Below are 5,186 nucleotides of genomic sequence, written 5' to 3' on the forward strand. Positions count from 1 at the left end.
CCTGGCTTTCTGTCACGATGCGCGGCGCCGGGGCCGGCGGCGGCGCCGTGGCGGCGCGCAGCGCATCGAGGTTCGGCGCCTCGGCGGCGGGGGCCAGCCGGCCGTTCGCCTCGAACGCCGCGCCGCTGTTGCGGCGCTCGAAAATGATCTCGTCCTGGTTGGCGACCCGCAGGCCGCCCCGGTCGTCCGGGCGGATCTTCACCGGCCGGGCATCCGCCTCGACCGTGGGGATCGGTCGGTCGGTGGTCAGGCGGGTGATGCCCCACCCCACCATCGCGCCGACGCCGACGATCGCCGCCAGGCCACCGGCCATGGCCAACATGCGCGTGGACGAACCCTCATTCGCCGCACTGCGAACCCGATAAGACGGGACAGGAGCTTCCCTCACCGCATCTCCTCAACAGGCGTCACGCCCATCACAGCTAGGCCGGAGCGGATGACCGTCGCCGTGGCCGCCACGAGGGCGAGTCGGGCACGCGTCGATTCCGGCTGCTCGGCCTGAATGAAGCGCAGTGTCGCATCCTCACGCCCACGGTTCCATAGAATATGAAAGTCGCTGGCCAAGTCACCGAGATAAAAGGCAATCCGGTGTGGCTCCCGCGCCGCAGCAGCGGCCTCCACCGTGCGGGGCCAGGCGGTCAGGCGGCGGATCAGGGCCAGTTCGGCGGGGTCCTGCAACGAACCGAGCGGGGCGGAGTCCAGGTCGGCGGTCAGCGCGGAATCGGCCTGACGCAGGACAGAGCGGCAGCGGGCATGGGCGTATTGGACGTAGAACACCGGGTTCTCGCGCGACTGCTCGACCACCTTGGTCAGGTCGAACTCCATCTGCGCGTCGGACTTGCGGGTCAGCATGGTGAAGCGCACCGCATCCCGCCCCACTTCGTCGATCAGGTCGCGCAGCGTGATGTAGCTGCCGGCGCGTTTGGACATGCGGACCGGCTCGCCATCCTTCACCACCTTGACGATCTGGCACAGCACGACATCCAGCGGCACGCTGCCGTTGGAGAGCGCCTTGGTGGCCGCCTGCATGCGCTTGACGTAGCCGCCGTGGTCGGCGCCCCACACCTGCACCAGCTGCTGCATGCCGCGCGCGATCTTGTCGGCATGGTTGCCGATGTCGTTGGCGAAGTATGTGTTGGAACCATCGCTTTTGCGCAGCGGGCGGTCCACGTCATCGCCGAAGGCGGTGGAGGAGAACAGCGTCTGCGGGCGCGGTTCCCAGTCCTCGGGCGTCTTGCCCTTCGGCGGTTCCAGCACGCCCTCGTAGACTAGGCCCTTGGCCACCAGCTCGGCGATCGCCTTGTCGGTGACACCGGCCTTCACCAGCTCCAACTCGCTAATGAACACGTCATGCACGACGCCGAGCGCGGCGAGGTCCTCGCGGATCTCCACCATCATCGCGGCGACGGTCTGGGCCTGGATCAGCGCCAGGGTGGCTTCGGTGAAGACGGGCTGTCCGCCGGGCGCCAGCGCGTCACCATGCTCGGCCTTCAGCGCCTCCCCCACCGGGATCAGGTACTCGCCCCGGTATTGCAGGCCACCGGGAACCTGGGCCGAGTATTCGTCCTCGGTCAGGCTGGTGCCGATGGCCTGCAGGTAGCGCCAGTAGGCCGCATAGGCCAGGGCGCGCACCTGGGCGCCGGCATCGTTGATGTAGTATTCCTTGGTGACGGCGTAGCCGGCCTTGTGCAGCAGGTTGGCCAGCGCATCCCCCACCACGGCGCCGCGGCAATGGCCGACATGCATCGGCCCGGTCGGGTTGGCGGAGACGTATTCCACGTTCACCCGCACCTGCCCGCCGGCGGTGGAATCGCCATAGGCCTCCCCGGCGCGCAGCAGCAGCGGCACCTGGCCGAGCAGGAATTCTTCCTTCAGGCGGATATTGACGAAGCCGGGGCCGGCGGGTGCGGCCTCCGCCACCATCGGCAGCGCGGCCAGGGCGGCGGCCAGCTCGGCCGCCAGCTTCGGCGGCGGCATCTTGGCCAGCTTGGCCACGACCATCGCGCCGTTGGTCGCCATGTCCCCATGGCTGGCATCGCGCGGCGGCTCCACCAGCACGCGGGCGAAGGCATCGTCCGCCAGGTCCGGCAATAGGCGGCGCAGGCAGGTCACGACCTCGGCGCGCAGGACGGCAAAGATATCGTAAGCGACGGTCGGGTCGTGAGACATGGAAATCCGTATCAGCCGGGAATGTGGGGATCGGTAAGGCGCCGATGCTCTTCTAGCGCAAAGCGGTCGGTCATGCTGGCAATGTAGTCGCACACCGTGGCGGCGCACTGGGCGCTGCCGGCGGCGCCGGCACGGGCGCGCCAGTCCGGCGGCAGCATGTCCGGCCCGCCATGCAGCAGGCTGAACAGCACCTGCACCACTCGCTTCGACTTTTGCGTGGTGCGGTTGACGCGCCAGTGGCGGTACATGCGGCCGAACAGAAAATCCCGCACCGTCTGGTTGGCGGCCACCATGCGGTCGCTGAAGAACACCACGGGCCGGTCGGCGGCGCGGATGTCGTCCACGTTGCGCGGGGCCAGGGCTTCCAGGCGGCGGCCGGATTCGTCCACCACGTCCTGCACCATGGCGTTGATGACGCGGCGAATCGCCTCGCTCACCAACCGGCCGTCATGCACGCCGGGATAGGCCTCCCGCGCCTGGGCCACGGCGGCGCCGATCAGGGGCAGCTCCGCCGCTTCCTCCAGCGTGAACAGGCCGGCGCGCAGGCCGTCATCCAGATCGTGGTTGTTGTAGGCGATGTCGTCCGCCAGCGCCGCCACCTGCGCCTCGGCCGAGGCATGGGTGTGCAGTTCCAACGGGTGCCTGGCGTCGTATTCGACGAAATAGGGCGTGGGGCGGCGAATGGGGCCATTGTGCTTGGCCAGCCCCTCCAGCGTCTCCCAGGTCAGGTTCAACCCGTCGAAGCTGGCGTAGCGGGCCTCCAGCAGCGTCACGGCCTTCAGGCTCTGCGCGTTGTGGTCGAAGCCGGCATAGGGACGCATGACGCCGTTCAGCGCCTCCTCCCCCGCATGGCCGAAGGGCGGGTGGCCGAGGTCGTGCGCCAGCGCCAGGGCTTCGGCCAGGTCCTCGTCCAGCCGCAGCCGGCGGGCGATGGAGCGGGCGATCTGCGCCACCTCGATGCTGTGGGTCAGCCGGGTGCGGAACTCGTCGCCCTCGTGATAGATGAAGACCTGCGTCTTGTACTGCAGCCGGCGGAAGGCCTTGCTGTGGATGATACGGTCACGGTCCCGCTGGAACGGCGAACGCGAATCGCCGCCGGGTTCGGGGTAGAGACGGCCGCGCGAGGTCTCCGGCCGCACGGCATAGGGAGCCAGACCATCCATGCCGCGCGGCTTACCAGCCGCCCCGCCCGCCCGCAACGGCCGCGCCCGCCGCCGGGGTGGAATGCCAGGGAATGGTTGGAAATCAGACCACCACCGTCCTATATCCCGCATCTGAGGAGTTTGCTGGCCATGCCCGACGGCACCATGACTGCCCCCCTGTTCCAAGTGACCCCGCGCGCCTTCGCCCAGGTGGCGGAGATCGCCGCCCGTGAGGGCCGGCCCCAGGCCGGGCTGCGCGTGGCCGTGCTGGCGGGCGGCTGCTCCGGCTTCCAGTATTCCTTCGGGTTGGAGGATGCTGCGGCAGAGGACGATCTGGTGCTGGACAACCAGCAGACCCGCGTGTTCATCGACCCGGTGAGCCTGGACCTGCTGGCCGGCGCGCAGCTGGACTGGAATGAGGCATTGATCGGTGCCCACTTCGTGGTGAAGAACCCGCAGGCGGTCTCCGGCTGCGGTTGCGGCACCTCCTTCTCCATCGGCTGACCAGTCCCTTGCGCCTCGCCACCCTGAACGTGAATTCGGTGCGCAAGCGCGCGCCGCATGTCCGCCGCTTCCTCGATGCCTCCAAGCCCGACCTCCTGTTCCTGCAGGAGCTGAAGTGCAAGACGGAGGAATTCCCCGCCGAGGCTTTCGCGGGCTCCGGCTACGAGTTCCATGCCGTTGGCCAGCATGGTGGCCGCAACGGCGTGGCCGTGCTGTCCCGCCTGCCCTTCAAGGTGGTGGCCGAGGATCTGCACGGCGAGCCGGAAGACACCCACGCCCGCTATATCGAGGTCGAGTCCGCCGGCTGCCGCATCGCCGGTATCTACCTGCCCAACGGCAATTCCGGCGGTGACGAGGGCTATGCTTACAAGCTGCGCTGGATGGAACGCCTGCGCGCCCTGGCCGCTGAGCGGCTGGATGACGGCATTCCCTTTGCCATCCTGGGTGACTTCAATGTCTGCCCGACGGAGCTGGACCTCGCCCCGCGTGCCCTGCCGCCTACCGATGCGCTAGTACGGCCGGAAAGCCGCTCAGCCTTCCGCGCGCTGCTGCATCTGGGTCTGACGGACGCCGTGCGCGCCCTGCACCCGGCGGAGCGGCTGTACACCTACTGGGATTACGGCGCGGCCTTCGAGGCCAATCGCGGCCTGCGGATCGACCACGCCCTGCTCTCCCCCGAACTGGCGGAGCGGCTGGAAAGCGCGGAGATCGACTACGCCCTGCGTGCCCAGGAACAGCCCTCCGACCACACGGCCGTTACCATCAACCTCCGCTGAGCCAGCAAGCTGGCACCAGGTCTGTGCCAGCCTCGCCCTCGCGCTAATACCAGCGTGGCGGGCCGTACCAGCCGCGCGGTGGCGGCGGTGGTGGTGGCGGGGGCGCGTAGTAGCCGTAATGGCGCGGCGGGCCGTAATAGCCGCCCACCGGGTAGGCCACGCAGCCGGCGAGGCCCGCCGCCGCGACCGCCAGTACCAGCATCCTTGAGAGAAGACGCATCGGGAAGTCTCCCTGTTCTGATCCGTCTCGCGGCCCGGGCGGGTGCCCGGGTCGCTATCGGATCCCTGGCGGCAGGCCGTTGCGGGCCTGCCGGACCTATTCCACCGATCGGGCGGTGCCGGCGCGCGCCTAGCGCCAGGACGGCTCCACCCAGACCCAGCGGCCACCACGCTGCACCCAGCGGCCTTCCTGCCAGGTGCCACCACGGCGGCGCTCCACCCAGCGGCCGGGCACCCAGGCGTAGCTGTTGCCGCGCCAGGACCAGTGGCCAGGGCGCCAGACGGAGTAGCGGCCGGGCGGCCGGCCACGTGGGCCTTCGGAACGCGGCGGCGGGGGTGGCGGGGGGCGGCCAGGGCCACGGCCCGGCGGCGGGCC

7 protein-coding genes are annotated in these 5,186 nt (G+C 69.5%); 2 read left to right on the forward strand and 5 right to left on the reverse strand.

Going from position 1 to position 5,186, the window contains the following annotated elements:
- The 3 genes from IBL26_RS25035 to IBL26_RS25045 form a co-directional block, all read right to left on the reverse strand.
- Positions 1–322, reverse strand: a 322-nt coding sequence (locus tag IBL26_RS25035; RefSeq protein ID WP_456316421.1) for a hypothetical protein, incomplete at its 3' end; no start/stop codon positions are given.
- A gap of 62 nt (positions 323–384) precedes the next feature.
- Complete coding sequence (gene argS / locus IBL26_RS25040; RefSeq protein ID WP_187787222.1) at positions 385–2,169, reverse strand: arginine--tRNA ligase; 1,785 nt, start codon at positions 2,167–2,169, stop codon at positions 385–387.
- A gap of 11 nt (positions 2,170–2,180) precedes the next feature.
- A complete protein-coding gene (locus IBL26_RS25045; RefSeq protein ID WP_187787223.1) occupies positions 2,181–3,332 on the reverse strand; it encodes a deoxyguanosinetriphosphate triphosphohydrolase in 1,152 nt (383 codons plus the stop codon).
- A 129-nt stretch (positions 3,333–3,461) separates the two neighbouring features.
- Here IBL26_RS25045 and IBL26_RS25050 point away from each other — a divergent pair, with 129 nt between their 5' ends.
- Together IBL26_RS25050 and xth are read left to right on the forward strand one after the other, a co-directional pair.
- On the forward strand, positions 3,462–3,815 hold the full coding sequence (locus IBL26_RS25050) for a HesB/IscA family protein (protein WP_187787224.1): 354 nt from the start codon (positions 3,462–3,464) through the stop codon (positions 3,813–3,815).
- An 8-nt stretch (positions 3,816–3,823) separates the two neighbouring features.
- The gene (xth, locus tag IBL26_RS25055) at positions 3,824–4,591 is read left to right on the forward strand and encodes an exodeoxyribonuclease III (RefSeq protein WP_187787225.1); all 768 of its coding nucleotides are present in this window, start codon (positions 3,824–3,826) and stop codon (positions 4,589–4,591) included.
- A gap of 43 nt (positions 4,592–4,634) precedes the next feature.
- Here the strand turns inward: xth and IBL26_RS25060 are convergent, their stop codons facing one another.
- Together IBL26_RS25060 and IBL26_RS25065 are read right to left on the reverse strand one after the other, a co-directional pair.
- Positions 4,635–4,811 (reverse strand): hypothetical protein, encoded by a 177-nt coding sequence (locus tag IBL26_RS25060; protein WP_187787226.1) that lies wholly within the window; start codon positions 4,809–4,811, stop codon positions 4,635–4,637.
- Positions 4,812–4,940: 129 nt separating this feature from the next.
- Positions 4,941–5,186: YXWGXW repeat-containing protein (locus IBL26_RS25065; RefSeq protein WP_187787227.1), on the reverse strand; the 246-nt coding region annotated here is incomplete at its 5' end.

Source organism: Teichococcus aerophilus, assembly GCF_014490485.1.
GTDB classification, from domain to species: domain Bacteria; phylum Pseudomonadota; class Alphaproteobacteria; order Acetobacterales; family Acetobacteraceae; genus Pseudoroseomonas; species Pseudoroseomonas aerophila.

What these genes read in the sequence shown, in the direction of transcription:
- argS (WP_187787222.1), bottom strand. Translation starts at nt 2,169, where the DNA reads ATGTCTCACGACCCGACCGTCGCTTACGATATCTTTGCCGTCCTGCGC.
- IBL26_RS25045 (WP_187787223.1), bottom strand. Translation starts at nt 3,332, where the DNA reads ATGGATGGTCTGGCTCCCTATGCCGTGCGGCCGGAGACCTCGCGCGGC.
- IBL26_RS25050 (WP_187787224.1), top strand. Translation starts at nt 3,462, where the DNA reads ATGCCCGACGGCACCATGACTGCCCCCCTGTTCCAAGTGACCCCGCGC.
- IBL26_RS25060 (WP_187787226.1), bottom strand. Translation starts at nt 4,811, where the DNA reads ATGCGTCTTCTCTCAAGGATGCTGGTACTGGCGGTCGCGGCGGCGGGC.